Annotated in this window: 26 protein-coding genes; 11 read left to right on the top strand and 15 right to left on the bottom strand. The window is 68.7% G+C overall.

All coding sequences use genetic code 11. The features are described 5' to 3' along the window. Nucleotides 1–7: 7 nt before the first annotated feature. Nucleotides 8–835 carry a biotin--[acetyl-CoA-carboxylase] ligase gene (locus IB278_RS19420; RefSeq protein ID WP_192324874.1) on the bottom strand — a complete coding sequence of 276 codons (828 nt, stop codon included), beginning with the start codon at nt 833–835 and terminating at the stop codon, nt 8–10. Nucleotides 836–837: 2 nt separating this feature from the next. Then, nucleotides 838–1494 (bottom strand): SET domain-containing protein, encoded by a 657-nt coding sequence (locus IB278_RS19415; RefSeq protein ID WP_145739081.1) that lies wholly within the window; start codon nt 1492–1494, stop codon nt 838–840. A gap of 183 nt (nt 1495–1677) precedes the next feature. Here IB278_RS19415 and IB278_RS19410 point away from each other — a divergent pair, with 183 nt between their 5' ends. Then, a complete protein-coding gene (locus IB278_RS19410; RefSeq protein WP_225613011.1) occupies nt 1678–4626 on the top strand; it encodes a DNA topoisomerase III in 2949 nt (982 codons plus the stop codon). Continuing rightward, entirely contained in the window at nt 4623–5618 is a 996-nt protein-coding gene (locus tag IB278_RS19405) for a tripartite tricarboxylate transporter substrate binding protein (protein WP_145739078.1), read from the top strand. Before IB278_RS19410 ends, IB278_RS19405 begins: the two co-directional genes overlap by 4 nt. 18 nt (nt 5619–5636) lie before the next feature. Here the strand turns inward: IB278_RS19405 and IB278_RS19400 are convergent, their stop codons facing one another. Beyond that, complete coding sequence (locus tag IB278_RS19400; protein ID WP_145739076.1) at nt 5637–6563, bottom strand: LysR substrate-binding domain-containing protein; 927 nt, start codon at nt 6561–6563, stop codon at nt 5637–5639. Nucleotides 6564–6675: 112 nt separating this feature from the next. On the opposite strand from IB278_RS19400, the gene IB278_RS19395 reads away from it, so the two are divergent. From IB278_RS19395 to IB278_RS19385, 3 genes are all read left to right on the top strand, one after another. Further along, entirely contained in the window at nt 6676–7641 is a 966-nt protein-coding gene (locus IB278_RS19395; protein ID WP_145739074.1) for a tripartite tricarboxylate transporter substrate binding protein BugE, read from the top strand. 14 nt (nt 7642–7655) lie between these two features. Further along, complete coding sequence (locus tag IB278_RS19390; protein WP_192324870.1) at nt 7656–8528, top strand: N-formylglutamate amidohydrolase; 873 nt, start codon at nt 7656–7658, stop codon at nt 8526–8528. Between the two features lie 97 nt (nt 8529–8625). Further along, on the top strand, nt 8626–8808 hold the full coding sequence (locus IB278_RS19385; RefSeq protein WP_192324868.1) for a hypothetical protein: 183 nt from the start codon (nt 8626–8628) through the stop codon (nt 8806–8808). 12 nt (nt 8809–8820) lie between these two features. Here the strand turns inward: IB278_RS19385 and IB278_RS19380 are convergent, their stop codons facing one another. Further along, nucleotides 8821–9708 carry a gamma-glutamyl-gamma-aminobutyrate hydrolase family protein gene (locus IB278_RS19380; protein WP_145739068.1) on the bottom strand — a complete coding sequence of 296 codons (888 nt, stop codon included), beginning with the start codon at nt 9706–9708 and terminating at the stop codon, nt 8821–8823. 128 nt (nt 9709–9836) lie between these two features. On the opposite strand from IB278_RS19380, the gene IB278_RS19375 reads away from it, so the two are divergent. From IB278_RS19375 to IB278_RS19350, 6 genes are all read left to right on the top strand, one after another. Next, a complete protein-coding gene (locus IB278_RS19375; protein WP_192324866.1) occupies nt 9837–10892 on the top strand; it encodes a sugar phosphate isomerase/epimerase family protein in 1056 nt (351 codons plus the stop codon). Nucleotides 10893–11279: 387 nt separating this feature from the next. Further along, nucleotides 11280–11540: a hypothetical protein gene (locus IB278_RS19370; RefSeq protein ID WP_015867949.1), complete on the top strand. Its 261-nt coding sequence runs from the start codon at nt 11280–11282 to the stop codon at nt 11538–11540. Nucleotides 11541–11601: 61 nt separating this feature from the next. Beyond that, nucleotides 11602–11874 (top strand): translation initiation factor IF-1, encoded by a 273-nt coding sequence (infA, locus tag IB278_RS19365; RefSeq protein ID WP_015867950.1) that lies wholly within the window; start codon nt 11602–11604, stop codon nt 11872–11874. Between the two features lie 89 nt (nt 11875–11963). Next, entirely contained in the window at nt 11964–13394 is a 1431-nt protein-coding gene (gene dbpA, locus IB278_RS19360) for an ATP-dependent RNA helicase DbpA (RefSeq protein WP_145739064.1), read from the top strand. Between the two features lie 99 nt (nt 13395–13493). Beyond that, complete coding sequence (locus IB278_RS19355; RefSeq protein ID WP_164547821.1) at nt 13494–13664, top strand: hypothetical protein; 171 nt, start codon at nt 13494–13496, stop codon at nt 13662–13664. An 86-nt stretch (nt 13665–13750) separates the two neighbouring features. After that, nucleotides 13751–14065, top strand: coding sequence for a hypothetical protein (locus tag IB278_RS19350; RefSeq protein WP_145739062.1), 315 nt, complete (start codon nt 13751–13753; stop codon nt 14063–14065). 19 nt (nt 14066–14084) lie between these two features. Here the strand turns inward: IB278_RS19350 and IB278_RS19345 are convergent, their stop codons facing one another. From IB278_RS19345 to IB278_RS19295, 11 genes are all read right to left on the bottom strand, one after another. Next, nucleotides 14085–15008 (bottom strand): fatty acid desaturase family protein, encoded by a 924-nt coding sequence (locus IB278_RS19345; protein WP_192324864.1) that lies wholly within the window; start codon nt 15006–15008, stop codon nt 14085–14087. An 86-nt stretch (nt 15009–15094) separates the two neighbouring features. Next, nucleotides 15095–15763 (bottom strand): GntR family transcriptional regulator, encoded by a 669-nt coding sequence (locus IB278_RS19340; protein WP_145739058.1) that lies wholly within the window; start codon nt 15761–15763, stop codon nt 15095–15097. Between the two features lie 29 nt (nt 15764–15792). Beyond that, a complete protein-coding gene (locus tag IB278_RS19335) occupies nt 15793–17085 on the bottom strand; it encodes an FAD/NAD(P)-binding oxidoreductase (protein ID WP_192324862.1) in 1293 nt (430 codons plus the stop codon). Beyond that, nucleotides 17082–17330: a (2Fe-2S)-binding protein gene (locus IB278_RS19330; protein ID WP_145739054.1), complete on the bottom strand. Its 249-nt coding sequence runs from the start codon at nt 17328–17330 to the stop codon at nt 17082–17084. The genes IB278_RS19335 and IB278_RS19330 overlap by 4 nt, the downstream gene beginning before the upstream one ends. Further along, nucleotides 17327–18457: an NAD(P)/FAD-dependent oxidoreductase gene (locus IB278_RS19325; protein ID WP_192324860.1), complete on the bottom strand. Its 1131-nt coding sequence runs from the start codon at nt 18455–18457 to the stop codon at nt 17327–17329. The genes IB278_RS19330 and IB278_RS19325 overlap by 4 nt, the downstream gene beginning before the upstream one ends. 11 nt (nt 18458–18468) lie before the next feature. Then, entirely contained in the window at nt 18469–19407 is a 939-nt protein-coding gene (locus tag IB278_RS19320; protein ID WP_145739050.1) for a 4-hydroxyproline epimerase, read from the bottom strand. A 14-nt stretch (nt 19408–19421) separates the two neighbouring features. Continuing rightward, on the bottom strand, nt 19422–20564 hold the full coding sequence (locus IB278_RS19315) for a branched-chain amino acid ABC transporter substrate-binding protein (RefSeq protein WP_145739049.1): 1143 nt from the start codon (nt 20562–20564) through the stop codon (nt 19422–19424). 37 nt (nt 20565–20601) lie between these two features. Next, complete coding sequence (locus tag IB278_RS19310) at nt 20602–21516, bottom strand: dihydrodipicolinate synthase family protein (protein WP_145739047.1); 915 nt, start codon at nt 21514–21516, stop codon at nt 20602–20604. 432 nt (nt 21517–21948) lie between these two features. Beyond that, the gene (locus tag IB278_RS19305) at nt 21949–22941 is read right to left on the bottom strand and encodes a tripartite tricarboxylate transporter substrate-binding protein (protein ID WP_192324924.1); all 993 of its coding nucleotides are present in this window, start codon (nt 22939–22941) and stop codon (nt 21949–21951) included. 30 nt (nt 22942–22971) lie between these two features. Then, a complete protein-coding gene (locus IB278_RS19300; RefSeq protein WP_145739045.1) occupies nt 22972–24177 on the bottom strand; it encodes a M20 aminoacylase family protein in 1206 nt (401 codons plus the stop codon). A gap of 64 nt (nt 24178–24241) precedes the next feature. Beyond that, a complete protein-coding gene (locus IB278_RS19295; RefSeq protein ID WP_192324858.1) occupies nt 24242–25525 on the bottom strand; it encodes an aspartate aminotransferase family protein in 1284 nt (427 codons plus the stop codon). Nucleotides 25526–25529: the final 4 nt, after the last annotated feature.

Here is a 25529-nt window from a genome sequence, read left to right as displayed (position 1 = left end):
GCCGGCCTCAGAACGCCATGCCGCTCGGGCGCACGCTGACTTCGTCGCTCGAGACCAGCTGCAGCCCGCCGGCGGTGCGCACCTGGAGCTCGCCGCCCCAGGCCACGCCCTCGCACAGGCCGAAGCTGCCGTCGCTGAGCTGGACTTCGCGCCCGCGCAAGGCGTCGCGCGCGGCAAAGCGTTCGGCAAACGGCCCGAAGCCCTCTGCCTCGAAGGCCTGCACGCTGCGCACCAGCGGCGCGGCCAGTTCGGCCAGCACCTGGGGCGCGGTGGCATCGGGGCGCCACTGGCGCAGCCAGGCCGGCGGGGTGCGCATGCCATCGCCCTCGCGCGGGCCGATGTTGATGCCGATGCCGATCACCAGGTAGCGCGGTGGGGCCGGCGCATCGGCGCGGCCCGCATGCGGCATGGCGGTTTCGATCAGGATGCCGGCCAGCTTGCGGTCCTCCACCCACAGGTCGTTGGGCCACTTGAGCGCGACCTTGGCCGCGCCCGTGGGATCGAGGCTTTCCGCCACGCTCACGCCCACGGCCAGCGAGAGGCCGGCCCAGTCGCGCGGTGCGAGCGGCAGGCCCAGCGAGAAGGTGAGGGAGGCGGCGCCTTGTTCCTCGCTCTGCTGCGCGCTCTGCCAGGGGCGGCCGAGCCGGCCGCGCCCGGCCGTCTGGCGCTCGGCCACCAGCAGCACCGGCGGGGTGCGGCCGGCGCGCGCGCGGCGCATGAGCTCGGTGTTGGTCGAATCGATCTCGGCCACGGCCTCGACCGCGAAGCCGGGCAGGAGCGGCGCCACCGCCGCGGCGATCCGGTCTTCGAACCAGGCGGCCTGGGTACCCATCATGCTCAGCCCTTGCCGGCTCCGTCGTCCTTTTTGGACTTCTTTTTTTCCGGTTTCTTTTCGGCCTTGTTCTCCGCCTTTTTCCCGGCCTTTTTTTCGGCTTTCTTGTCCGCCTTTTTGGCTTCTTTTTTCTCGGCCTTTTTCTTGTCGGCCTTCTTCCTGGCCTTTTTCTTCTTTTTCTTTTCTTCGTCTTCGTCCTTGGGCGTCAGCAGCGTGCCGCGGCAATTCTCGGAGCCGCACCAGCAGGGAAACTCGGACAGCAGCTTCGGCGTGTAGGGCTCGTCGATGATCAGGCCGTAGTCGTAGTTGAGTTCTTCTCCTGCAGCAATGTTGCGCAGCGCCTTGATATAAACGCGCCCATTGATCTCGTCGGCCTCGCAGTTCGGATCGCACGAATGGTTGATCCAGCGCGCATCGTTGCCCTTGACGTTGCCGTCGATCACGCGTCCGTCGTCGATGTGGAAGTAGAAGGTGTGGTTCGGCTGGGCCGGGTCGTGCGGGTGGCGGCGCAGCGCCTCCTTCCAGCTGATGACTTCGCCCTTGTATTCGATCAGCGTCTCGCCCTCGGCCAGGTCGTCCACGGCGAACACGCCGTTGCCGTGGACATCCGAGCGCCGCATCTGGATGCGGCGGCCGGCGAATTGTGGGGATTTGGAAGGCATCGCCGAAGTCTGTTAGGTTGAATATGCACACATGCGCGTGTGCGCGTGCGCACACGCGGGAAGCCGCAGATTGTATGTGGCCCCCACGCTCCCGCACTGCGTGTCGTCGCTGCCCCCCGAGGGGGCCGCAGGCCGCCTTGAGGCGGCTCGGCGCCGGCCAGAGAACACTTTTAGGAATTGTTGATGAAGACCTTGGTAATCGCAGAAAAGCCGTCGGTGGCACAGGACATCGTCCGCGCCCTCACGCCGGTGGCCGGCAAGTTCGACAAGCATGACGAGCATTTCGAGAATGACAGCTATGTCGTGACCAGCGCCGTCGGCCACCTGGTCGAGATCCAGGCGCCCGAGGAGTTCGACGTCAAGCGGGGCAAGTGGAGCTTCGCGAACCTGCCGGTGATTCCGCCGCACTTCGACCTGAAGCCGGTCGACAAGACGAAGACGCGCCTGAACGCCGTGGTCAAGCAGGCCAAGCGCAAGGACGTGACGCAGCTCATCAACGCCTGCGACGCGGGGCGCGAGGGGGAGCTGATCTTCCGCCTGATCGAGCAGTACGCGGGCGGCAAGACCGGCCTGAACAAGCCGGTCAAGCGCCTGTGGCTGCAGTCGATGACGCCGCAGGCCATCCGCGACGGCTTCGAGGCGCTGCGCACCGAAAAGCAGATGCAGGGCCTGGCCGACGCCGCGCGCTCGCGCTCCGAGGCCGACTGGCTGGTGGGCATCAACGGCACGCGCGCCATGACGGCCTTCAACTCGCGCGACGGCGGCTTCTTCCTGACGACGGTGGGCCGCGTGCAGACGCCCACGCTGTCGGTGGTGGTCGAGCGCGAGGAGAAGATCCGCAAGTTCGTGAGCCGCGACTACTGGGAAATCCACGGCGTGTTCCAGGCCGAGGCCGGCCAGTACCCGGGCAAGTGGTTCGACGCCAGCTTCAAGAAGCCGCCGCCGGGCCCCGACGGCACGGCCGACGCCGAGATCCGCGCCGACCGCGTGTGGAACGAGCGCGAGGCGCGCGAGATCGCCGATGCGGCGCGCGGCAAGCCCGCCACCGTCACCGAGGAAAGCAAGCCCACCACCCAGGCCTCGCCGATGCTGTTCGACCTGACCTCGCTGCAGCGCGAGGCCAACGGCCGCTTCGGCTTCTCGGCCAAGACCACGCTGGCGCTGGCGCAGAGCCTGTATGAGCGCCACAAGGCACTGACCTATCCGCGGACCGACTCGCGCGCGCTGCCCGAGGACTACCTGCCGGTGGTGAAGGACACCATGAAGATGCTCGCCGACAGCGGCATGAAGCACCTCGCGCCCTTCGCGCAGCAGGCGGTCGACGGCAGCTACGTGAAGCCGAACAAGCGCATCTTCGACAACGCCAAGGTGTCGGACCACTTCGCCATCATTCCCACGCTGCAGGCGCCGAGCGGCCTGTCCGAGGCCGAGCAGAAACTCTACGACTTCGTGGTGCGCCGCTTCATGTCGGTGTTCTTCCCGAGCGCCGAGTTCCAGGTGACCACGCGCATCAGCACGGTGGAAGCCGGTGGCAGGAAGTATCCGTTCCGCAGCGACGGAAAGGTGCTGGTCAAGCCGGGCTGGCTCGCGATCTGGGGCAAGGAAGCCATCAACGACGACGACGAGAAGGACGGCAAGAACCTGGTGGTGGTGAAGCCGGGCGAGACGGTGAAGACCGAATCGGCCGACCTGAAGGCGCTGAAGACCCGGCCGCCGGCGCGCTATTCGGAAGCCACGCTGCTGGGCGCCATGGAAGGCGCCGGCAAGACCATCGACGACGACGAGCTGCGCGAGGCCATGCAGGAAAAGGGCCTGGGCACGCCAGCCACGCGCGCGGCCACCATCGAAGGCCTGATCACCGAGAAATACATGCTGCGCGAAGGCCGCGAGCTGATCCCGACGGCCAAGGCCTTCCAGCTCATGACGCTGCTGCGCGGCCTGGGCGTGGAGGAACTCTCCAAGGCCGAGCTCACGGGCGAGTGGGAATACAAGCTCGCGCAGATGGAGAAGGGCGCGCTGAGCCGCGACGCCTTCATGCGCGAGATCGCCGAAATGACGCAGCACATCGTCAAGAAGGCCAAGGAATACGACCGCGACACCGTGCCGGGCGACTACGCCACGCTGTCGACGCCATGCCCCAACTGCGGCGGCGTGGTGAAGGAGAACTACCGCCGCTATGCCTGCACCGGCAAGTCCGGCACCGGCGAAGACGCCTGCGGCTTCTCGTTCGGCAAGTCGCCGGCCGGGCGCACCTTCGAGGTGGCCGAGGCCGAGGCACTGCTGGCCGACAAGCACATCGGCCCGCTCGAGGGCTTCCGCTCCAAGGCGGGCTGGCCCTTCACCTCCGAGATCATCCTGAAGTTCGACGAAGAGGCGAAGAACTGGAAGCTGGAGTTCGACTTCGGCGACGACAAGAACGCCGACACCGGCGAGATCGTCGATTTCAGCGAGCAGGACACGGTGGGCCCGTGCCCGATCTGCGGGGCGCCGGTGTTCGAGCACGGCAGCAACTACGTCTGCGAGAAGTCGGTGCCCACCACCGCGCAGCCGACGCCGAGCTGCACCTTCAAGACTGGCAAGATCATCCTGCAGCAGCCGGTGGAGCGCGCGCAGATGGAAAAGCTGCTCGCCACCGGCAAGACCGACCTGCTCGACAAGTTCGTGAGCATGCGCACGCGCCGCGCCTTCAAGGCCTTCCTGACCTGGAACGCCGAGGAGGGCAAGGTGACCTTCGAATTCGCGCCGCGCGAAGGCGGCAGCAAGTTCCCGCCGCGCAAGACCTTCGGCAAGGCCGCGCCCGCGGGCAAGACGGCGGCGGCCAAGAAGGTGGCGGCGAAGAAGACGCCCGCCGCCAAGAAGGCGCCGGCAGCGAAGAAAGCCGCGGCGCCGCGCAAGCCCGGTGCGGGTCTGAAGCCCAGCGACTCGCTGGCCGCGGTGATCGGCGCGGAACCGGTGGCGCGCACCGAGGTCATCAAGAAGCTCTGGGACTACATCAAGGCCAACGGCCTGCAGGACGCGGCCAACAAGCGCGCGATCAATGCCGACGCCAAGCTCAAGCCGGTGTTCGGCAAGGACCAGGTGACGATGTTCGAGCTCGCGGGCATCGTGGGCAAGCACCTGTCGGCGCCATGAGGGCGGGGCGCAGGCATTTCGCCACCGGCCTGGCGGCCGGCGCGGCGGTGTTGCTTGCCGGCGCGGCCGGCCGCGCGCAGGCCGCGGCCTGGCCCGAGCGGCCCGTGAAACTGGTGGTGCCGTTCCCGCCCGGGCAGGCCACCGACATCTTCGCGCGTGCACTGGCCGAGCAGCTCGGCAAGCGGCTGGGCCAGCCGGTGATCGTGGACAACAAGGCCGGCGCCGGCAGCAACATCGGCACCGAGTTCGTGGTGCGCTCGCCGGCCGATGGCTACACGCTGGTGGTGGCGGGCAGCGCGATGGCGGTGAACCAGACGCTCTACGCCAAGCCGGGCTTCGACCCGCGCAAGGACCTCGTGGGCATCTCGCTCATCGCCACGGTGCCGCTGGTCTTCCTGGCCACGCCCGAAAGCGGCATCCGCAGCATGGCCGACCTGGCCGCGCGCGCCAAGGCCGAGCCCGGCCGGCTCAGCTACGCGAGCGCCGGCATCGGCGGCACGCAGCACCTGTCGGGCGAGATGTTCAAGTCGGCCGCGCGCGTCTTCATCACCCACATTCCGTACCGCGGCAGCGGGCCGGCGCAGTCGGACTTCCTGGGCAACCAGATTCCGCTGATGGTCGACTCGGTGACGGCCGCGCTGCCGCACATCAAGTCGGGCAGGGCGGTGGCGCTGGCAGTGACCTCGGCCCAGCGCTCCTCGCAGTTGCCCGAGGTGCCCACCGTGCGCGAAAGCGGCGTGGCCGGCACCAAGGACTTCGAGGCTGTCGGTTGGCTCGGCCTGATGGCGCCGCGCGGCACGCCGCCCGAGATCACGGCGCGGCTGAACCAGGAAGTGACCGACATCCTCAAGAGCGAGCAGATGGCGCGCTTCATCCGCGACCGCGGCTCCGAGCCCGCGCCCACCACGGGCGCCGAGTTCGACCGCTTCGTGGCGAACGAGATCCAGCGCTGGGGCGGCGCGGTGAAAGCCTCGGGCGCCAAGCCCGAGTAGCGGCCCGCGGCGCGGAGCTCAGGGCAGGGCGGGCGGCGCCGGCTCCGCGGCGCGGTCGACTTCGGCCAGCAGCCAGCGGCGGAAGTGGTCGAGCGTGGCCAGCTGGCCGCGGCCCTCGGGGTAGCAGAACCAGTAGCCCTGGTCGCCGCGGTAGCCGCCGCCCGGCAGCGGCTCGTCCACCAGCCCCGAGGCGATCTCGTCCTGCACCAGGCAGCGCGGCACCAGCGCCACGCCCATCCCCACCATCACCGCGCGGATCATGGTCTGGAACTGGTCGAACTGCGGTCCGGCGAGCGGATCGAGCCCGCGCACGCCATGCGCCTCGCTCCACTGCAGCCACGATTGCGGCACCGTGACGTGGCGCAGCAGGGTGCAGCGCGCCAGGTCCTGCGGCGTGCGGATGGCGGCTTCGGCCAGCTCCGCGCGCGGCGCGATCAGCGCCACGTCCCGCCCCGCCAGGTAGTGCGAGCGCGCGCCGGGCCAGTGGCCGTCGCCGAACAGGATCGCGCAATCGAGCTCGGGCCGCTCGAAGTCGTAGCCATGCACGAAGGGCACGAAATGCAGCGTGATCTGGGGATGCAGGCGCTGGAACTCGGGCAGGCGCGGAATCAGCCACTTGGCGCCGAAGGTGGGCAGGGTCGACAGGTGCAGCGCGCCGCCGCCGTCGCCGCTGGTGATGAACTCCAGCGTGGCCGCCTCCAGCTGCACGAGCACGGCGCGCACGGCCTTCTCGTAGCGCTCGCCCGCGGGCGTGAGCGCGAGGCGCTTGCGGCTGCGCTCGAACAGCGGCACGCCGATCCAGCGCTCCAGCTCCTGCACCTGCTTGCTGACCGCGCCCTGCGTCAGGTGCAGCGCCTCGGCGGCGCGCGAGACACCGCCGAAGCGCACCACGGTGGAAAAGGCGCGCAGCAGGTTCAGCGGCGGATTGAGGCGGCGGAGCGACATGGCTGGATGCCCATTAAAACATTCCAAATCAGAATGTTAGCTGGTCTATCCTTTGCTTCAAGTAGCGGAGCAACTTTTGCTTCATTACTTTCGTCTCATTGGAGAAACCCCCATGCAACGTCGCCATCTTCTTTCCGCCCTGGCCGCAGTTTCTGTCGCTCCTGGAATATCCTTTGCCCAGCAAGGCAAGCCGATCCGCATGATCGTGCCCTTCCCGCCCGGTGGCGCCACCGACATCACGGCGCGCGTGCTGTCAGAGCCGCTGGCCAAGATCCTCCAGCAGCCCGTGGTCATCGACAACCGCGCCGGCGCCGGCGGCTCCATCGGCATGGCCGAGGTGGCCCGCTCCGCGCCGGACGGCCTCTCGTTCGGCGTGGCCACGCTCTCCACGCACGGCGTGAACCCGGCCGTGTACCAGAAGCTGCCCTACGACCCGGTCAAGGGCTTCGTCGCCGTGACCGAACTGGTGAAGGCGCCGGGCGTGGTCGTCATCAACCCGCGCGTGCTGCCGGTGCAGAGCTTCGCGGAACTCGTGAAGTACCTGAAGGCGAATCCGGGCAAGGTGTCGTACGCCTCGCCGGGCAACGGCACCATCGGCCACATGTGGGGCGAACTCTTCAAGAGCAGCACCGGAACCTCGATGGTGCACATCCCCTACCGCGGTGCGGGCCCGGCCATCAACGACGTGCTCGCGGGCGAGGTGCCGGTGTATTTCGACCAGGTGGCTTCTTCGCTGCCGCACGTGAAGGCGGGCAAGCTGAAGGCGCTGGCCGTGTCCTGGAGCGGCCGGCTCGACGTGCTGCCCGAGGTGCCGACCTACCGCGAGCTCGGCTATCCGGCCAACAACGATCCGTCGTGGTTCGGACTGGTGGCGCCCGCCGGCACGCCGGCCGACATCGCGCTGCGCATGCAGCAGGCCGTGGCCACGGCGCTCAAGGACGCCACGGTGCGCGAGCGGCTGGCGCTGCAGGGGCTCTATGCGTCGGGCACCACGCCGGCCGAGTTCGCGAAGCAGATCGACAGCGAGATCGAGAAGATGAAGAAGGTCGCGGCCTTTGCCCGCATCCGATTGGACTGACCTGGTACCTGCCTATGCATCCTGTCCTGAAACTGATCCAAACCCGCGCCCAGGTGACCAGCGTTGCCGGGCACACGCCGCTGGTGCTCGATTCGCCGCACAGCGGCACCGTCTACCCCGAGGACTTCCGGCCCGCCTGCGACCTGGCCACGCTGCGGCGGGCCGAGGACACGCACGTTGAAAAGCTCTACGCCTTTGCGCCCGCCATGGGCGCGGCGTGGATCGAGGCGCACTTTCCGCGCAGCTACCTGGACGCCAACCGCGACACCACCGAGCTGGACACCGCGCTGCTCGACGGCCCCTGGACCGAGCCCCTGTCGACCGACCCGCGTGTGCTTGCCAAGGTGCGGCTCGGCAAGGGCCTGATCTGGAAGCTCACCGACGAGGGCCTGCCGATCTACGACCGGCTGCTCGGCGTGGACGAGGTGCGCGCGCGCATCGACAACTGCTGGCGGCCCTACCACGCCGCAGTGGCCGAGGCCATCGACGCGGCGCATGCGCGGCACGGCTACAGCATCCACATCAACTGCCACTCGATGCCGGCGGTGGCGGGCAGCCACGCCACCGATTTTCCGGGGCTCGTGCATGCGGACTTCGTGATCGGCGACCGCGACGGCAGCACCGCTGACCCGGCGCTGTCGCAAAGCATCTGCGAGCACCTGCGCGCGCGCGGCTACAGCGTGGACTACAACCATCCCTACAAGGGCGTGGAACTGGTGCGCCGCCATGGCCGGCCGGCCGGGCAGCGGCACAGCATCCAGGTGGAGGTCAACCGCAGGCTCTACATGGACGAGGCCACGCTGGCGCTCGACGAGGCCGGTGCGGCGCGGCTGCGGCGGGACCTGCAGTCGATGGTGGCGATGCTGCTGGCCACCGATCCGCGCTGATCGACAACAACCCTGCCGCCGGCGCGTGTGTTGTTGCAGGGCCCGGGAAGCGCCGGCCTATAGTGGCCGCAAGTCCCACCCTTGCCTGGAGTTTTCCGTGAAGCCATTCATTGCAGCTGTTCTTGCCATCGCGATGGGCGCCCTGGCGGCGGGCTGCGCCGGCACGGGGCCGGCCGGCGGCAGCGACCGCGCCGCCGCGTCGTCCGGCAGCGGGGTGACGGTGTTCGGCACCATCGACGCTGGCGTCAGCGGCAGCACGAACCGTTCCGAGCGGCGCTAACCGGCCGGCGCGTCAGCGCCGCAGCAGCGCCTGGCGCAGCACCCGCGCCGCGCGGTCGCGGATCCGGCCGTGCCCTGCATCGGGCACGGTGCGCGGCGCCACCTTCGCGGTGGCGCAGGCCCAGAGAAAGTCGTGCAGGATCGGCGTGTCGTCCACCGTCTCGGTGCTGCCGTATTTGTGGAACTCGGGGTGCCACTGCGTGGCGGCGATGTAGCTGCGGCCCCTGTCGGAACGGCGGCGGATGGCCTCGGGCACGCGGTCGGGCAGGCTCCAGGCCTCGATCTCGAAGCCCGGCGCGAGGTCTTTCACGCCCTGGTGGTGGATGCTGTTGACCTTGGCGGTCTTCACCTCGGGGTAGAGCTTGGCCAGTCGCGTGCCCTCCACGATCTCGATCTGGTGGAAGTTCTGGTCGTAGGTCACCGGGTCGCGGTGACGGATGGTTTCGGGGTGCTCGTGCTGCGCCTCGATGTCCTGGTAGAGCGTGCCGCCGAAGGCCACGTTGATCAGCTGCAGCCCGCGGCAGACGCCGAAGATCGGCTTGCCGGCCTGTTCGAAGGCCTCGACCAGCGCCAGGTCGTACAGGTCGCGGATGCGGTCGCCCACCCAGGCATCCTTGAGCGGCTCCTCGCCGTAGCTGCCGGGCCAGACGTCGGCGCCGCCGTGCATCACCACGCCGTCGAGCCATTCGGCGTAGTGCGAGAGCTTGGTGTCGCCGCGCGCGGTTTCGCCCGTGGGGCAGGGCACCATCACCACCATGGCGCCGGCCGACATCAGCCAGTGCGCGATGGATTGCTCGACGTATTGCAGCGTCTTGTTGGTGAAGAGCGAACGCGCCGGATCGGCATGGGAAAAGCAGGCGGACAAGCCTATCTTCAGCCGGGCGGAAACGGGTTGCGGCATCGCGGGACGAGCAGGGCGTGCTGTGCGGAAAGGAAAGTCCATTGTGGCGCTTTGGCCTCTCGCACGGGGTCGGACGACACGCCAAAGTATGCTTTCAACGCCGCCACGACCAAGAAGGAAGACAAGCCATGAAAACGATCAAGGGCCCGGCCATATTCCTGGCCCAGTTCGCCGGGGACCAAGCCCCGTTCAATTCGCTCGACGCCATTGCCGGCTGGGCGGCCGGGCTGGGCTACAAGGGCGTGCAGATCCCGAGCTGGGACCCGCGCCTGTTCGACTTGAAGAAGGCCGCCGAGAGCAGGACCTACTGCGACGAAATCAAGGGCACGCTGGCCGCGCACGGCCTCGAGATCACCGAGCTGTCGACCCACCTGCAGGGCCAGCTGGTCGCAGTGCATCCGGCCTACGACGCGGGCTTCAACGGCTTCGCGGCGCCCGAGGTGCGCGGCGATCCGGTGCGGCGCCAGCAATGGGCGGTGGAGCAATTGCACTTCGCGGCCAGAGCCTCGGCCAACCTGGGACTCACGGCGCATGCCACCTTCTCGGGCGCGCTGGCCTGGCCGTACCTGTATTCGTGGCCACCGCGCCCGCCGGGACTCATCGAGGAAGCCTTCGACGAGCTCGCGCGCCGCTGGCGCCCGATCCTCGATGCCTTCGACGCGGCGGGCGTGGACGTGGGCTACGAGATCCACCCCGGCGAAGACCTGCACGACGGCGTGAGCTACGAGATGTTTTTGGAGCGCGTGGACAACCACCCGCGCGCCTGCCTCTTGTACGACCCGAGCCACTTCATGCTGCAGCAGCTCGACTACCTGGCCTACATCGACCACTACCACGAGCGCATCAAGATCTTCCACGTGAAGGACGCCGAGTTCAACCCGACCGGCAAGCAGGGCGTGTACGGCGGCTTCCAGAGCTGGATCAACCGGGCGGGGCGCTTCCGCTCGCTGGGCGACGGGCAGGTGAATTTCAAGGCCATCTTCTCGAAGATGGCGCAGTACGACTTCCCGGGCTGGGCGGTGCTCGAGTGGGAATGCTGCATCAAGCACCCCGAGGACGGCGCACGCGAGGGCGCGGCCTTCATTGCCGACCACATCATCCGCGTGGCCGACCGGGCCTTCGACGATTTTGCGGCGGGCGGCGTGGACGTGGCGGCCAACAAGCGGATGCTCGGGATCGGCTGAGGCGCCTTGTTGCTATATTTTTAATAGCACCAGACGCTCGGCCGGCGGGCATTTGATGCCTGATTCATCGATACGTTGTTTTTAAGGCAAGCAACTGTCATGCCCCGCGGGCTATAATGCCGGGTTCGTTTCGATACCACGACGAAGCACTTTTCGTCATCCGCCGGCTGACCTGCACCGTCCCTTGGATTTTTCAGGCCTCTTTTCCTCAAGCCGGCTTCACAGTGTGTTGGAGCGCCAGACCGGGCGCCCATGATTGCCACCACTGCCTTCGTTCTTGTTGAAGCGAATAGCGCGTCCGCCGCGCCATTCCGGCCGGCCCACGCCCGTTTTCAATTATTTTTTCGGCATCCCGCGCACACTTTCCGCGCAGGGTGCCAAGGCTTCATGGACATCATTCAACACAGTATCGCGGTGGGCAAGTACCTTGTTTCCCCGCTCATTCGCCACCAGGACGACGGCAATTTCGCCGCGTCCGTCTCGATCCGCTCCGGCCGGGGCAGCGGCATGCACGACCGCGTGATGCGTTTCACGCCGCGCTTTGCCAGCCACGCCGCCGCGGCACGCTATGCCGTCGCCCAGGGCCTCGGCTGGGTGCGCGAACGCCACCCCCGCAGCGCACCGCTGGCCTTGCCGTGCGCGGGCTGAAACAATTACGCCCATCTTCATCTCCAACACACATCGAACGAGAATTCAGAGGTAATCACACATGCCCAAGGAAGAACTGATCGAAATGAACGGCGCAGTGACCGAAGTCCTGCCCGACTCGCGCTACCGCGTGACGCTCGACAACGGCCACCAGCTGATCGCCTACAGCGGCGGCAAGATGCGCAAGCACCACATCCGCATCCTGGCGGGTGACAAGGTGTCGCTCGAACTCTCGCCCTACGACCTGACCAAGGGTCGCATCACCTTCCGCCACCTGGAGCGTCGCGGCCCGCCGCCGACCAACTCCGGCAACAACAACGCACCTCGCCGCTGATCCGCGACGGACGAAGGGCCTTGCAAGCGCCCCGCGGCAGGCGCTTGGCAAGGCCTTTGTTTTTGTTGCGGCCGTCCGGCTGCAAAACGATGACCACACCCTCTTCCACCGCCGGCGGCCCCCAGGCCGAGAACGGTTTTGCCGCGCTGGCGCTTTCGCCCCAGATGCTGGCCAACCTCACGCAGCTCGGCTACACGCAGATGACGGCGATCCAGGCGGCCGCGCTGCCGCCGGCGCTGCTCGGCAAGGACCTGATCGCGCAGGCCAAGACCGGCAGCGGCAAGACGGCCGCCTTTGCGCTGGCGCTGCTCTCCAACCTGAACCCGCGCCGCTTCGCCATCCAGGCGATGGTGCTGTGCCCGACGCGCGAACTGGCCGACCAGGTCACGACCGAAATCCGCCGCCTGGCGCGTGCGGAAGAGAACATCAAGGTGGTCACGCTCTGCGGCGGCGTCGCGCTGCGCGGGCAGATTGCCAGCCTGGAGCACGGCGCGCACATCGTGGTGGGCACGCCGGGCCGCATCATGGACCACCTGGAGCGCGAGAACCTGAACCTCGAGGCGCTCAACACGCTGGTGCTCGACGAGGCCGACCGCATGCTCGACATGGGCTTCTTCGACGACATCGTGAAGGTGGCGCGCCAGTGCCCCAAGGAGCGCCAGACGCTGCTGTTCTCGGCCACCTACCCCGAAGGCATCGCCAAGCTCGCGCAGCAGTTCATGAAGAGCCCCGAGCAGATCACGGTGCAGGCGCAGCATGAAGGCAGCAAGATCCGCCAGCGCTGGTACCAGGTGAAGGAAAGCGAACGGCTGCATGCCGTGAGCCTGCTGCTCGACCATTTCCGCCCCGTCAGCACGCTGGCCTTCTGCAACACCAAGCAGCAGTGCCGCGACCTCGTCGAGGTGCTGCAGGCCCAGGGCTTCAGCGCACTGGCGCTGTTCGGCGAGCTGGAGCAGCGCGAGCGCGACCAGGTGCTGGTGCAGTTTGCCAACCGCAGCTGCTCGGTGCTGGTGGCGACCGACGTGGCGGCGCGCGGGCTGGACATTGCGCAGCTCGAGGCCGTGATCAACGTCGACGTGACGCCGGACGCCGAAATCCACATCCACCGCATCGGACGCACCGGCCGCGTGGGCCAGCAGGGCGGCGCCGAGGGCCTTGCGCTGAACCTGGCGAGCATGGACGAGATGGGCAGCGTCGGCAAGATCGAGCAGCTGCAGGGCCGCGAATCCGAATGGCACCCGCTGGCCGAGCTCACGCCGGCCCAGGGCGCGCCGCTCGCGCCGCCCATGGCCACCTTGCAGATCGTGGGCGGGCGCAAGGAGAAGATCCGCGCCGGCGACGTGCTGGGCGCGCTCACCGGCGACTGCGGCTACGCCAAGGACCAGGTCGGCAAGATCAACGTCAACGAGTTCTCGACCTATGTGGCCGTGGAGCGCGGCATTGCGGCCGAAGCGGCACGCAAGCTCTCGAGCGGCCGCGTGAAGGGCAAGAGCGTGAAGGTGCGCCTGCTGGAGCTCTGAAAGTCACCCCGCCGTGCCGGTTGCTTCGGCTTCCGGCAGGCAAAATCCCCGCTGTGGCCTAATTGAGCCTCGAACATCACTTTTTTACCCGAGCTTTTCATGCCCAAGAAAATTCGTACCGAAGCCGACCGCGTTGCCACCCCGAAGCCGACGCCCCTGCCCGGCTACGCCCTGCCCAAGTCCGGTGGCGGCCAGAAGGTCAGCCTGGAACGCGGCACCGCCACGCGCAGCAAGAAGAACCCCGGCAAGCGCGCCAAGAAGGGCGGCTGATCCAGCCCCCGGAGGCTCGCAAGAGCCGCGACGAACGCGCCCCCGGGCGCGTTTTGTCATTGGGGCAGCCACAAATCCAATCCGCGATGTCCGACGACAACCAGATCTTCATCCCGCCCTCGTTCTTCGCGGTCTACAGCGATGCGCGCCAGCGCCTGTCGGAGCCGATCGGCGTGGTGCGCGAGCGCTACGAGATATGCGAGGACCTCGCCAGCCACCTCGTGGGCCACGCGCAGATCCAGCACCACACCGAGGTGCCGGTCGAGAGCGAGATCCTGCGGCGCATCCATGCCGGGCTCACGGCGCCCGAAGCCGGCGTGTCGGCGGCCGAGGCCGGCTGGATCGTGCAGCGGCTGGCCGAGCTGCTGGGCTGGCCCGGACCCGAGCTGGCCGCGGACTGAAGCAGCGGCCGGGCGCCCGTCAGGCGGGCGCGGCGCGCTTGAGCAGGCTCAGGTAGCCCGGCTGCACTTCCATGCGCGCGGTGGCGCCGCGCCGCTGCAGCAGGCGGTGCGCCTTCGGCAGGCTCCAGCAGGGCAGGCTGGTGAACATGTGGTGCTCGCAGTGGTAGTTGACCCAGTAGGGCGCCACCAGCGCGCGCTCCAGCCAGCCGGCGTGCGTGGTGCGCGCCTGGCGCAGCGGATCGGCCTCGTTCTGCGCCACCAGCGCATGTTCGGCGATGTTGCGCACGCGGCTCACGAGCGGCAGCCAGGTGGCCATCGGCAGCAGCCACATCAGGAGCCAGGCCCACCCATGCCCGGCCAGCGCGAAGGCCAGCAGGCCGAGGCCGTTGCCGGCGAGGAAGCGGCGGTCTTTCGCCAGCTCGCGCCCGAAGGCCTTCAGCGCCGATTCGCCGGGTGCGCGGTGCCGGATGCCTTCGGCGATGTGGCCGAAGCGCTGCTTGTAGAAGGTCTGGCCGCTCAGGTCGCGCACGGCCTTGCGCCACATCGAATCGCGCGTGATCGGGAAGGGCGCGGACAGCACCAGGTCCGGGTCTTCGGTCTGCTGCACGAAGCGGTGGTGCTGCAGGTGGTAGGGCCGGTAGTCGCGCAGCGTGGAGGAGCACAGCCAGTAACCCACCCAGTCGTTGACCCTGCGGCTGCGGTGCAGGCCTGCATGCGCGGCATCATGCATGAGGATGAAGAGACCGAGCTGCCGCGCGCCGACGATCGGCACCATGAGCGGCACGATCCACGGCCACTCGATGCCCGCGAGCATCGCGGCGCCGATGACGCCCCAGCAGTGCGCCACCAGGCACAGGCCCTTCCATGAAGAGCGGGCGGTGAGCGACTGCCACTCCTCGGTGCTGAAGAAGTCCTCGGGTTGGGCGCGGGGTGCGACGGCCATCGGGCCAGTATGCGCCGATGGCCACGCCGCGGCACGCGGAATTCCCCGGGCTTGCCGCCTGGCGGACGCGCCCGCAAACCGGGGCCTCAGTTGTCGATCACCTTGCGGGCGAACAGCTCGAGGTAGTCCATCAGGCGGTTGGCGCCCGCGACGGCCGCGGCCTCGTCGCCGGTTGCGATGCCCTGCGCGAGCTCGAGGTGCGCATTGGCGCCTTCCACGATCTCGCCTTCATGCTGGTAGGCATACCAGAAGCGGCGGCACTGCACGATGACCGGAATCACGGCCTTCACCGCCGAATCGTTATGGCTCGCCTGGTGGTTGACGAGGTCGAGCGCGCGGTCGGCCTGCATGTAGTCGTTCAGGTCGCCGCGATGGGCGGCCTTCACCATCAGCTCGGCACAGCGCACGATCTCCTTGCGCTGCAGCGCGGTGGCGCGGCGCGCCGAGCAGGCCGCAATCAGCCGTTCGAGCACGCGCCGGGTCTGGATCACGTCGAGGTGGTCGGCCAGGTCGATGGTCGACACCAGCAGGCCGCGGCGCGGCTGCTGCACGATGAGGCCGATGGACACCATGCGCATCAGCGCCTCGCGCACCGGGGTGCGGCCCAGGCCGGTGCGCTCGGCGAGGTCGGCTTCGACGATCTGGCTGCCGGGCTCCAGCTGCAGCGTGGACAGCAGCGTCTCGATCGCGTCATAGGCGAGGTCGGCAGCCCGTCGCTTGGGCTGGGGGCGGGGCACGGTCTTCGTGGCGGACATTGTTTTCTTTTGCTGCAGCTGCTTCGGGCTCATTGTCGGTCCACATCCTCATGGCCCGCGAGGCCGGCCAGCGTTGCGATGCGCGCCGGCGAGAGCGGCGGCCGCGGCGCGGGCGGCGTCCAGCCGAACAGGAACTGCGCCGCATCGCCGCACACGCGCCCCTGGCAGGCACCCATGCCGCAGCGGCGATGGAGCTTGGCGTCGATCCAGCCGCTGCAATCCGCCAATGCGGAGAAGGGTACGTCTTCGCAGCGGCATACGAGGGTGCCGGGCTGCGGCATCTGCCTGATGGCGGGGCCGAGGGCGAAGCTTCGGTGCAGCCGCGCCGCAAAGGCATTCCAGCGGGCGCGCTCAGCTTCGTGCGGCTTCGCCGCGCGCTCGCTCCCGACCGCCGCATGGCCGGCGATGGTTCCCTGGACCAGCGCGCGCTCGCTGCCGCCGAAACCGGTGCATTCGCCGGCCGCGTAGATGCCGGGCAGGCTGGTCGCTTGCAACGCATCGACAGCCAGCGCCTGTGCCCCGGCATCCGTGGGCGCGAGGGTGCAGCCCAGCATCCGGCCGAGCTGCGTGTTGGGCACGAGGCCGAAGCCGCAGGCGATGCGGTCGCAGGCGATCTCCACCTCGCGGTCGCCCTGGAGAAGCCGGACCGACTCGACCTGCGCCCCGCCGTGCGCCGAAACGATGCGCGATGAGGTGCGGTACTGCCCATCGGCCAACGTCACCGCCTGCATCGCCTTGCCCGGCCAGCGCAGCAGGCTGGCTGCAAAGCCCGCGACCGCCGCGAACGAGGCCTGCTCGGCAACGCGCACGACCTTGGCGCCCGCCGCGCGTGCGGTGGCCGCGGCGGCCAGCAGCAGAGGCCCGCTGCCCGCGATCACGATGCGTTCGCCTTCGACCGGCAGGCCCGCCTTGATGAGCGCCTGCAATCCCCCCGCGCCCGTGACGCCGGGCAGCGTCCAGCCCGGGAAGGGCAGCAGCAGCTCGCGCGCGCCGGTGCAGAGGATCAGTTTGTTCCACTGCATGCGCCAGCCGCGTTCGGCGTCTTCGAGCAGCAGTTCGTTGCGCGCAGGCGCCGCCACGACGCGCGTGCCGCTGCACACGCGGATGTTGGCATGGCGTTCGAGCGCATCGCGCCAGGTGCGCGCAGCCACGGGCAGCGATGCGCCGGGGCCGTCGCGCCAGATCTGCCCGCCGGGCGCGGGGTTGTCGTCGATCACGGCGATCGATGCGCCGCTCGGCGCAGCGGCCACCGCCGCGGCCATGCCGGCGGGGCCTGCGCCGACGATCAGCAGGTCGCAGTGCTCCAGCGCCAGAGCGGTCATTCCGAGGTCTCCACGCGCATGCCTTCGGCGCAGACCGCCTGGCAGGCGAGCCTGCGCCGGCCGTCGATCAGCACGCGGCATTCCTGGCACACGCCCATGCCGCAGAAAGGCGCGCGCGGCTGGCCCGTGACGGAGGTGCGCGCCACGCCCATGCCGCCGGCCACGCGCAGCGCCGCGGCGACCGAGCTGCCCGCCTTCACGCGGACGGGTTGGCCGTCGATGTGCAGCAGGGTCTGGCCGCTCACTGGTGCACCCTTGGCGCTGCGCTCATGCGCTCCTCCAGCAGGCCGCGCGGCGCATAGGGCGCCGCGTCGAACCCGGGCCCGGCGCCGGTCATCAGCGCTGCGAGCAGGTGCGCGCTGCCCGGCGCGGTGGTCACGCCCAGGCCTTCGTGGCCGACCGCGAGCCAGAGCTTCTCGCGCCACGGGTGCTTGCCCAGCAGCGGCAGCCCGTCGGGCGTGGCGGCGCGCATGCCGGTCCAGGAGCGGACCGCGTTGAGGTCCGCGAGCCCCGGCAGGTAGCCGATTGCGCGCTGCAGCATGCGCGCGAGCATCGGCGCTTCGACGGCCGGATCGGTGGTGCCGAACTGGCGCGAGGAGCCGATCAGCAGCTGGCCCGTGGGCCGCGGCTGCACGTTGAAGGCGACCGAATCGCCGTCGCTGTGGTGCGCGCTGGTCACATAGCCGAGTTCGACGAGCTGGTGGTGCACCGTGCCAGGGTAGCGGTCGGTGATCAACAGGTGGCCCTTCTTGGGACGGATCGGGAGTTCGGGGCACAGCGCCGTCGCTTCGATGCCGTTGGCCAGCACGACCTGCGGCGCGGTGCGGCGGCTGCCGTCGGCAAGCTGCAGCGTGCCGTCGTCTTCAATCGCATCGACCTGCGCGTGCTCGACGCAGATCGCATCGCCGCCCTGCGCGAGCAGCCAGCGCGCCGCGTTCGGCGCATAGAGGATGCCGTCGCCGGGCACTTCGAGCGCGCCAGCGAGGCCTTGGCGCAGCGCGGGCTCGGCGCGTGCGAGCGCAGGCGCATCGAGCAGGCGGCTGTCGATGCCGTGTGCATGCAGCCGCTGCCGCTTGCGCTCGGCCTCGGCCATTTCTTCTTCGTTGGCCGCGATCCAGAGCGTGCCGCAGGCGCTGTACGCGCAGTCTTCGCCCATGCGCGGCACCAGGGCGCGCCACTGCGCGATCGAATGGCGGCTCAACGCAAGTTCGGCCGGGTTGTCGTCCATCACCACGAGGTGGCCCATGCCCGCGCCGGTGGCGCCACCGATGCGCGCGTCGAGCACCAGCACGCGGCGGCCGGCCTGCGCCAGCGCATGCGCGCAGGCGGCACCGACGATGCCGGCGCCGATGACGATCACATCCGAATCCATGCCGGCCGGCGCTAGAGCCGGATTCCCCACCCGAAAGGATCGTTGCCGTCGATCAGCAGCGTCGCTTCGGCGCTGATGTGGGCGCGCCCGCGCAGCGTCGGAATGACCCTGCCGCCATCTTCCAACGCGTAGCTGGCCTCGAAGCGGCTGCCGATCACGCTGGCCTGCGTCCACACTTCGCCCGGCGCGAGCTTGCCGTCGGCCGCGAGGCAGGCGATCTTGGCGCTGGTGCCGGTGCCGCAGGGCGAGCGGTCGTAGGCATTGCCGGGGCACAGCACGAAGTTGCGGCTGTCGGCGCCTTCGTCGTCGGCGGCGAAGAGCTCGATGTGATCGATCTCCGCGCCGTCGGCGCCCCTGATGCCCTGCGCCGCGAGCGCGCGGCGCAGGGCCGCGGCGTAGCCGGTCAGCGCGTCGAGGTTGTCGCTGGCCACGCGCTGGCCGTGCTCGCTCACCAGGAAGAACCAGTTGCCGCCCCAGGCCACGTCGCCGCGCACCGTGCCATGGCCAGGCAGTTCCACCGCCGCCTGGCGCAGATGCCGGTACGCGGGCACGTTGCGCACGCTGACCGAACCATCGGCATGCAGCGTGGCCGTGACGGTGCCCACGGGCGTCTCGATGCGGTGCTGGCCGGCGCCGATGCGCCCCATGTGCGCGAGGCTCGCGACCAGGCCGATGGTGCCGTGGCCGCACATGCCCAGGTAGCCGGTGTTGTTGAAGAAGATCACGCCGGCCGCGGCGTCTTTCGACACGGGCTCGCACAGCAGCGCGCCCACCACCACATCGCTGCCGCGTGGCTCGAGCACGGTGGCCGCGCGCCATTTGTCGTGCCGGTCGGCCAGCAGCGCGCGGCGCTCGGCCATGGAGCCGCCGCCCAGGTCGGGAAACCCGCCGATGACCAGGCGCGTGGGCTCGCCGCCCGTGTGAGAGTCGATGATCTGGATGCGCTGCATGCGGCGTCGTCCGTTCAGTAGCTGGCGATGGGCACCGGGGCCGCGTTCTTGAAGGTGAAGACGGTGATGGGCGCCTGCTTCATGTTGCCCTTGTCGTCGTAGCTGTAGGTGGCGGCCACGCCCTTGTAGGTGTCCTTGTAGAGCTGCGCGCCCACCTTGTCGGGATCGATCGAGTTGGCCTTTTTCATCGACTCGCCGATGAAGAGCACCTGGTCGTAGTAGGAGGCGGCATACGCATCGGGGTCCGCATTGAAGCGCTTCTTGAATTTCTCCTTGAAGGCCGGACCGGTCTGCGCCTTCTCGAGCATGGAGCCGCCCTGCGCGCAGAACACCAGGTCGTTGACCGCGTCGCCGCCGATCTTGCCGGTGGCGGGGCTGCAGACGGTGTCGCCGCCCAGCAGCTTGCCGGGCACGGCGAGCTGCTTCATCTGGCGCGCCATGGGGGCGGCCTGCGGCGCATAGCCGCCGAAGAAAATGGCCTCGGGCGCCTTGGCCTTCATGTTGGTGAGGATGGCGGTGAAGTCCACGGCCTTGTCGGTGGTGAACTCCTGGCCGACCACCGTGAGGCCCTGCTTCTTCGCTTCCTTGGTGAACTCTTCCGCCAGGCCCTGGCCGAAGGCGGTGCGGTCGTCGATCACGCCGACCTTCTTCACCTTCAGCTCCTTGGCCGCATACACGGCCATGCTGGAACCGATCTGGTTGTCGCTCGCGATGATGCGATAGAGGTTCTTGTAGCCGCCCTGCGTGACCTTCGGGTTGGTGCCCACGGTGGAGACCATGGTGCCGCCGTCGGCATAGATGCGCGAGGCAGGGATGGCCACGCCCGAGCAGTACGGGCCCATGACGTACTTGACGCCGTCGTCCACGAACTTCTGCGCCACGCTCACGCCGGTCTTGGCATCGCACTGGTCGTCTTCGGACACCAGTTCGAACTTCAGCGTCTTGCCGCCGACGACGAGTTTCTTCGCATTGAGCTCCTCGATGGCGAGGCGCACGCCGTTTTCATTGTCCTTGCCCGCGAAGGCATTGGGACCCGAGAGCGGCCCGCTGTGGCCGATCTTGACGACCTGCTCCTGCGCATTCGCCAGGCCAGGGATGGCAAGTGCCACGAGGCCGACGACGCCGAGAAGTGGAACCATGCTTGCTTTTGTCTTCATGCTTCTTCCTGGGTTGGAACAATGAAAAGAGCGGTTATTACATGACCGACCGGTACTGCGCTGGCCGCGTGGCCAGCGCCTTCTTCACGATGGCCTCGATGGCCGCGCGCTCATTGCCGATGAGCGGCAGCCGCGGGCGTCGCATGTGCTCGCTGCCCACGCCCACCAGCACGTCGATCAGCTTGAGGTTCTGCACCAGCTTGGTCGACACGTCCAGGTGCAGCATCGGCGTCATCCACTGGTAGAGCTTCAGCGCCTCGGCGAACTTGCCCGCCTTCATCAGGTCGTACAGCGCCACCGTCTCGCGCGGGAAGGCGCAGCCCACGCCTGCCAGCAGGCCGTCGCAGCCCAGCGCCAGGCCTTCGTAGGCCAGGTCGTCCACGCCCAGGAACAGCTGGTAGCGATCGCCCACCGTGTTGCGCAGATCCGTGATGCGGCGGATGTCGTCCGAGCTTTCCTTGATGGCCGCGATCCATTCGCAGTCCGCGAGCTCCAGCATGTGCTCGGGCTTCAGGTCCACCCGGTAGGCCACCGGGTTGTTGTAGACCATGATGGGTTTTTGCGCCGAATTGGCGATGGTGCGCACATTGAGCATGGCCTCGCGCGCGTCGGCCACGTAGATCACCGAGGGCATCACCATGAAGCCGGCCACGCCGAGCTTGTTGGCGCCGTCCACGTAGCGCAGCGCCTCGCGCGTGCTGGTTTCCGACACATTGGCCAGCACCGGGATGCGGCCGTCGGCCGCTTCCAGCGCGATCTTCGCCACCTGCAGCTTCTCTTCGAGCGTGAGCGTGCTGGCTTCGCCCAGCGAGCCGCAGGTCACGAGGCCGTGGATGCCGTTGCGGATCTGGAAGTCGATATGCCGCGCGGTGCCTTCGGCATCGATGCTTTCGTCGGCGTGGAACTTGGTGGTGATGGCGGGGAAGATGCCTTGCCAGCGGGGTTGGGTCACGTGAGCGCTCCTGGATGTGCGGTGGGGAAGGGTCCTACTTTAAATATATTGATGATATATCGTCAAGATATGTGTAGGGGACGCACTCTTTCGGAGTTAAGGGCTTCTGTGATATCGGGGCACAGACGGGACCTTCGGGGCGCGATCACGCCGACGGGGTACCTTGCTCCGCGAATGTCCCCCGGCCTGCGGCCTCCTCCTTTATTTCGCTGCGCAAGGCACCCCATCGGCGTGCTCGTGTTCAGAGCACGGGTTGATCAGCCGCGAACCAACAGCGTGCCCTGTGCACAGGGCATCGGGTGCTCCCCGCAGCGAAATCAAGGAGGAGGCCGCAGGCCGGGGGACATTCGCGGAGGGGAGTACCCGGTGGCCTGTGCACGCGCCCCGAACAAGAGCGCCCCGAACAAGAGCGCCAAGAACAACAGCACAAGATCAGTCGATCTTCGCCCCCGAAGCCTTCACCACCGCGCCCATCGCATCCCAATCGGCACGCAGCAGCTTCTGGAACTCCTCGGCGCTTTGCGTGCGCGGCTCCACGCCCAGGCGCTTGAAGCGCTCCTGGATCGCCGGATCGGACAGCACCTTGTTGGTGGCCGCGTTGAGGCGCTCGACCTCGGCCTTGGGCGTGCCCGCCGGCGCGAGCAGGCCGATCCATGAATCGAAGGCGTAGCCCGGCAGGCCGCTCTCGGCCACCGTCGGCAGGCTGGGCAGGAACGGGCTGCGCGCCTGGCCGGTGGAGGCGAGCAGCTTCATGCGCGGATCGGCCTGGAAACCCATCACGCCGATGCTCGACGAGATCACGGCCTGCACGCGGCCCGCGAGCACCTCGTTGACGGCCTCGCCGGTCGACTTGGTCGGGATGTGCGTCATCTGCAGCCCGGCCTTGGCGAGGAACGACGCCATCGCCAGGTGCGTGGCGCTGCCGTTGCCGGCCGAGGCGTAGTTGTACTTGCCCGGATTGGCCTTGACCTCCTTGATGAAGTCCGCCGTGTTCGACACGTTGAGCCCGCTCGAGACCGCCAGCGCGTAGCCCGCGTTGCCGATGTTGGCCACGCCGACGAAATCCTTCAGCGGGTCGTACGACAGCTTGCTGTACAGGAAGCCCGCGATGTTGTGGCTCGCGGCCGCGAGCACCAGCGTGTTGCCGTCCGGCGGCGCCTTGGCCACCGCCGCCGCGCCCACCGTGCCGCCCGCGCCCGCGCGGTTCTCGACGATGGCGCTGGCGTTGAGCGCCGCGCCCAGTTCGGCGTTGAAGGCGCGCGCCACCGTGTCCTGCACCGCGCCCGTGCCGAAGGGCACGACGATGTGGATCACGCGCTGCTGCGCGTGCACGGGCGCAAGGGCGCCGAGTGCCGCGGCGGCTGCAAGGGCAGCGAGCGAACGCCGGGTGAACAGGGTGGAGGTCATCGGGTTGGCCGCTTTCATCATCGTCGTTGCAGTGGAAAACTTCTTCGCTCAGCCGCCCGACGGCAGCCAGCGCTGCACCAGCTTCACGAAGTAGCTGGCGCCGATCGGAATGATCTCGTCGTTGAAGTCGAACGAGGTGTTGTGGATGATGCAAGGGCCGGGCCCGTGGCCGTCGAGCCGGTGGTCGCCGTCGCCATTGCCCAGGAACGCATAGCAGCCGGGCCGCGCGAGCAGCATGTGGGCGAAGTCCTCGGCGCCCATCACGGCAGGGAAGTTGTCGGTGACCATGCCGTCGCCCACCACCTCGCGCATCACGCTGGCGGCAAAGCGCGCCTCGGCCGGGTGGTTGACCACCGGCGGCGAGGAACGGTTGAAGAAAACCTCGGCCGTGCAGCCGTGCGCGGCGGCCACGCCGGCCGCCACTTCGCGCAGCCGCGCCTCGATCTTGTCGATCGCCTCGATGGAGAAGGTGCGGATGGTGCCGCCGACCGTGGCCACATCGGGAATCACGTTGGGCGCATCCGAGCCCTGCAGCTGCGTGACCGCAAGCAGGGCGCGCTCGGTGCTCGGAATGGTGCGCGGCACGATGGTCTGCAGCTGCTGCGCGAGCGTGACCACCGCGGCCACGGGGTCGATGCCGGTGTGCGGCATCGAGGCATGCGTGCCGCGCCCATGCATGGTGATCCTGTAGGTGTTGCTCGACGCCATCAGCGCGCCTTCGTTGAGCGCGAAGCGGCCCACGTCGCCGACGGGAAAGTTGTGCAGCGCAAAGACCGCGTCGCACGGGAAGCGCTCGAACAGGCCGTCCTGGATCATCTTCTTCGCACCGGCCTTGCCCATCTCCTCGGCCGGCTGGAAGATGAAATGCACGGTGCCGTCGAAGTCGTCGGGCCCCTGCTGCGACAGGTGCCAGGCGGCGGCCAGCAGCATGGTGGTGTGGCCGTCGTGGCCGCAGGCGTGCATGCGGCCGGCATGGGTGGACTTGTGGGCGAACTCGTTGGCCTCGTGCAGCGGCAGCGCATCCATGTCGGCGCGCAGGCCGATGGTGCGCGTGCCGGTGCCCTTGCGCAGCACGCCGACCAGGCCGGTGCCGGCAATGCCGCGGTGCACCTCGATGCCCCATTCGGCAAGCAGGCCCGCCACCTTTTCGGAAGTGCGGTGCTCCTCGAAGCCGAGTTCGGGATGGGCGTGGATGTCGCGCCGGATGTCGACGAAGCGGGAGGCGTGGGCGGCAAAGGAATCGACGATGTTCATGATGGCAAGGGTCGTGGGGGCGAACGATTCTGGCGCAAGGCGGCGATCGGCGCCATGCGATCGGTCAGAGGCCGGCCAGCACCTGGTCCAGCGTCTCGACCAGCAGGTCGGCATGGGCTTCGGAAAACACCAGCGGCGGGCGGATCTTGAGCGTGCTGGCATGTTCGCCGGTGGCGCTCAGCAGCACCTGCCTCTCGCGCAGGCCGTTGACGATGCGCGCGGTTTCCGCGGTGGCGGGCGTGCGGACGCGGCGGTCCGTGACGAGCTCCACGCCCACGAACAGGCCCGCGCCGCGCACGTCGCCGATCAGCGCATGGCGCTCGGCGAGCTTCGCGATCTGCGCACGCAGGTAACGGCCGACGCGCTGCGCGTTGGCCATCAGGCCTTCGCGCTCGATCACGTCGAGCACCGCCATGCCCGCGGCCATCGAGACCGGGTTGCCGCCGAAGGTGTTGAAGTAGCGGCACTCGCGGCCGAAGGCGGCCAGCACCCCGGGCCGCACCGCAAGGCCGGCCAGCGGATGGCCGGCGCCGAGCGGCTTGCCCATGGTGACGATGTCGGGCACCACGCCATGCCGCTGGAAGCCCCAGAACGCGTCGCCGGTGCGGCCGAGGCCGGGCTGCACTTCGTCGGCGATGAAGAGGCCGCCGGCCTCGCGCACCGCGTCCACCGCCTCGGCCATGAAGCCGGGCGGGTCGGTGAAGATGCCGTCGCTCGAGAACACGGTGTCGACCATCAGGGCGGCCGGGCGCATGCCCTGCGCCTTGAGGTCGGCGATGGCCTCGCGCACGCCGTTCGCGAACGCGCGGCCCAGCTCGCCGGGCGCGATGCGGTAGCTGTCGGGCGCGGGCACGGTGCGCACTGCGTCGCCAAGCTGCACGAACTTGCCGAGCGAAGGCGAGGCCTCGGCAATCGACGCGGTGACGCCGTGGTACGCGAAGCGCGTGACGATCAGCCCCTCGGCCTTGGTGTGCGCGCGTGCGATGCGCATCGCCAAATCATTGGCCTCGCTGCCGGTGCAGGTGAACATCGCGTGCGCGAGTTCGGCCGGCAGGGTGGCGAGCAGCCGCTCGGCGTAGTCGAGCACGCCCTCGTGCAGGTAGCGCGTGTGGGTGTTGAGCACGCCGGCCTGGCGCGCGATGGCCTCGACCACGTGCGGATGGCAATGGCCGACGGAGGCGACGTTGTTGTAGGCGTCGAGATGGGGCCGGCCCTCGGCGTCGTACAGCCACACGCCTTCGCCGCGCACCGGGTGCAGCGGCGTGTCGTAGAACAGGCGGTAGGCCGGGCCGAGCACGCGCGCGCGACGCTCGACGAGGGCCTGGGTCGAAGGGGCGAGGGAAGTCATGGGC

Source organism: Variovorax sp. VRV01 (assembly GCF_014852545.1).
GTDB lineage: Bacteria > Pseudomonadota > Gammaproteobacteria > Burkholderiales > Burkholderiaceae_C > Variovorax > Variovorax beijingensis_A.
The sequence above is the reverse complement of the archived record's forward strand: the minus strand, read 5'-3'. Positions and strand labels throughout refer to the sequence as shown.

Coding starts and splice junctions, on each gene's coding strand:
- IB278_RS19420 (WP_192324874.1), bottom strand. CDS start 835: ATGATGGGTACCCAGGCCGCCTGGTTCGAAGACCGGATCGCCGCGGCG.
- IB278_RS19415 (WP_145739081.1), bottom strand. CDS start 1,494: ATGCCTTCCAAATCCCCACAATTCGCCGGCCGCCGCATCCAGATGCGG.
- IB278_RS19410 (WP_225613011.1), top strand. CDS start 1,678: ATGAAGACCTTGGTAATCGCAGAAAAGCCGTCGGTGGCACAGGACATC.
- IB278_RS19405 (WP_145739078.1), top strand. CDS start 4,623: ATGAGGGCGGGGCGCAGGCATTTCGCCACCGGCCTGGCGGCCGGCGCG.
- IB278_RS19400 (WP_145739076.1), bottom strand. CDS start 6,563: ATGTCGCTCCGCCGCCTCAATCCGCCGCTGAACCTGCTGCGCGCCTTT.
- IB278_RS19395 (WP_145739074.1), top strand. CDS start 6,676: ATGCAACGTCGCCATCTTCTTTCCGCCCTGGCCGCAGTTTCTGTCGCT.
- IB278_RS19390 (WP_192324870.1), top strand. CDS start 7,656: ATGCATCCTGTCCTGAAACTGATCCAAACCCGCGCCCAGGTGACCAGC.
- IB278_RS19380 (WP_145739068.1), bottom strand. CDS start 9,708: ATGCCGCAACCCGTTTCCGCCCGGCTGAAGATAGGCTTGTCCGCCTGC.
- IB278_RS19375 (WP_192324866.1), top strand. CDS start 9,837: ATGAAAACGATCAAGGGCCCGGCCATATTCCTGGCCCAGTTCGCCGGG.
- IB278_RS19370 (WP_015867949.1), top strand. CDS start 11,280: ATGGACATCATTCAACACAGTATCGCGGTGGGCAAGTACCTTGTTTCC.
- infA (WP_015867950.1), top strand. CDS start 11,602: ATGCCCAAGGAAGAACTGATCGAAATGAACGGCGCAGTGACCGAAGTC.
- dbpA (WP_145739064.1), top strand. CDS start 11,964: ATGACCACACCCTCTTCCACCGCCGGCGGCCCCCAGGCCGAGAACGGT.
- IB278_RS19355 (WP_164547821.1), top strand. CDS start 13,494: ATGCCCAAGAAAATTCGTACCGAAGCCGACCGCGTTGCCACCCCGAAG.
- IB278_RS19350 (WP_145739062.1), top strand. CDS start 13,751: ATGTCCGACGACAACCAGATCTTCATCCCGCCCTCGTTCTTCGCGGTC.
- IB278_RS19345 (WP_192324864.1), bottom strand. CDS start 15,008: ATGGCCGTCGCACCCCGCGCCCAACCCGAGGACTTCTTCAGCACCGAG.
- IB278_RS19340 (WP_145739058.1), bottom strand. CDS start 15,763: ATGTCCGCCACGAAGACCGTGCCCCGCCCCCAGCCCAAGCGACGGGCT.
- IB278_RS19335 (WP_192324862.1), bottom strand. CDS start 17,085: ATGACCGCTCTGGCGCTGGAGCACTGCGACCTGCTGATCGTCGGCGCA.
- IB278_RS19325 (WP_192324860.1), bottom strand. CDS start 18,457: ATGGATTCGGATGTGATCGTCATCGGCGCCGGCATCGTCGGTGCCGCC.
- IB278_RS19320 (WP_145739050.1), bottom strand. CDS start 19,407: ATGCAGCGCATCCAGATCATCGACTCTCACACGGGCGGCGAGCCCACG.
- IB278_RS19315 (WP_145739049.1), bottom strand. CDS start 20,564: ATGAAGACAAAAGCAAGCATGGTTCCACTTCTCGGCGTCGTCGGCCTC.
- IB278_RS19305 (WP_192324924.1), bottom strand. CDS start 22,941: ATGAAAGCGGCCAACCCGATGACCTCCACCCTGTTCACCCGGCGTTCG.
- IB278_RS19300 (WP_145739045.1), bottom strand. CDS start 24,177: ATGAACATCGTCGATTCCTTTGCCGCCCACGCCTCCCGCTTCGTCGAC.
- IB278_RS19295 (WP_192324858.1), bottom strand. CDS start 25,525: ATGACTTCCCTCGCCCCTTCGACCCAGGCCCTCGTCGAGCGTCGCGCG.